The following is a 1,847-nucleotide window of genomic DNA, read 5'->3' on the forward strand; positions in this document are numbered from 1 at the left end:
TCTAGAGTCCAGCGACCAGGCGTGCTCCATTTGATGGTGGGTCGGGCCGTCCTCGCCCAGGCCGATGGAGTCGTGGGTGAGCACATGCACCACGCGCTTTCGCATCAGCGCGGCCATGCGGATGGCGTTGCGGCTGTAGTCGCTGAACACCATGAAGGTGCCGCCGAAGGGGATGAAGCCGCCATGCAGCGCGATGCCGTTCATGATGGCCGACATGCCGAACTCGCGCACGCCGTAATTGATATGGCGCCCGCCGGGCTGGCCGGCGCGCACCGCGCCGCAGCCGGGCCAGTCGGTCAGGTTGGAGGCGGTGAGATCGGCCGAGCCGCCCAGCAGCTCCGGCAGCCGGGGCGCCAGCCGGGCGATGGCCTGCTGCGAGGCCTTGCGGGTGGCCACCGCTTCGCCGCGCTGCTGCACCTCGGCCAGCTCGCGCCAGCCTTCGAGCTCGAAGTCCAGCGGCAGCTCGCCGCGCAGCCGGCGCGCCAGCTCGGCGGCCTCGGCCGGGAAGGCGGCTTCGTACCCATCCCAGCGGGCCTGCCAGGCCGCGTGCGCGGCCGCGCCGCGGGCCCGAGCATCCCAGGCCTGGGCGATGTCGGCCGGCACCTCGAAGGGCCCGGCCGTCCAGCCCAGCGCCGCGCGGGTGGCGGCGATCTCCTCGGCGCCCAGCGGCTCGCCGTGGGCCTGGGCCGAGCCCTGGCGGCCTGGTGCGCCGCGGCCGATGGTGGTGCGGCAGATGAGCAGGGTGGGCCGGTCCTGCTGCCGCGCCTGGGCCAGCGCAGCATCCAGCACGGCCACGTCGTGCCCGTCCACCGGGCCGATCACGGCCCAGCCGCAGGCGGCGAAGCGGGCCGCGGTGTCGTCGGCGAACCAGGGCGTGACGGCGCCGTCGATGCTGATGCCGTTGTCGTCGTACAGGGCCACCAGCTTGTGCAGCTTCCAGGCCCCGGCCAGCGAGATGGCCTCCTGGCTCAGGCCCTCCATCAGGCAGCCGTCGCCCAGGAAGACCCAGGTGCGGTGGTCCACCACGGTGTGGCCGGGGCGGTTGAACTCGTCGGCCAGCAGCTTCTCGGCCAGGGCCAGGCCCACGGCATTGGCCAGGCCCTGGCCCAGCGGGCCGGTGGTGGTCTCGACGCCGGGGGTGTGGTCCACCTCGGGGTGGCCGGGGGTGCGGCTGCCGGCCTGGCGGAAGCGGCGCAGCTCGTCCAGCGAGAGGTCGTAGCCGGTGAGGTGCAGCAGCGCGTAGAGCAGCATGCTGGCGTGGCCGTTGGAGAGCACGAAGCGGTCGCGGTCCCACCAGTGAGGGTCGGCCGGGTCGTGGCGCAGGTGGTGGTGCCACAGGGCCACGGCCATCTCGGCCATGCCCATGGGCGCACCGGGGTGGCCGCTGCGGGCCTGTTGCACGGCGTCCATGGCCAGCGCGCGCAGCGCATTGGCCAGGGGGTTCAGCGGGGTGCGCACAGGGCGGACCACGCGCTCGGTCGAGGAAGCGTTGGCAGCCATGCTCACACCGCCTGACGCGCACGCTGGCGCCGTTCCATCATGCGCCAGATGTAGGGCGTGAAGATGAGCTGCATCGCCAGCTCCATCTTGCCGCCGGGCACCACCAGGGTGTTGGCCCGGCTCATCCACGCGTTGTTGATCATGTTGAGCAGGTAGGGAAAGTCGATGCCCTTGGGGTTGGCGAAGCGGATCACGCAGATCGACTCGTCGGCCGTGGGGATGTCGCGGGCGATGAAGGGGTTGGAGGTGTCCACCACCGGCACGCGCTGGAAGTTGACGTGGGTGTGGGCGAACTGCGGCACGATGTAGTGCACGTAGTCGGGCATGCGGCGCAGGATGGTGTCGGT

1 protein-coding gene and 1 pseudogene are annotated in these 1,847 nt (G+C 72.0%); both read right to left on the reverse strand.

The genetic code is table 11. From position 1 onward, the window contains the following. On the reverse strand, nt 1–1,500 hold a 1,500-nt coding region (locus I73_RS11635), incomplete at its 3' end, for a transketolase (RefSeq protein WP_148289779.1). Nucleotides 1,501–1,502: 2 nt separating this feature from the next. Further along, nucleotides 1,503–1,847: pseudogene (locus I73_RS11640) on the reverse strand (phosphoribulokinase); the annotation flags it as partial.

The organism is Ideonella sp. B508-1 (assembly GCF_000333615.1).
Lineage (GTDB): Bacteria > Pseudomonadota > Gammaproteobacteria > Burkholderiales > Burkholderiaceae_C > Ideonella.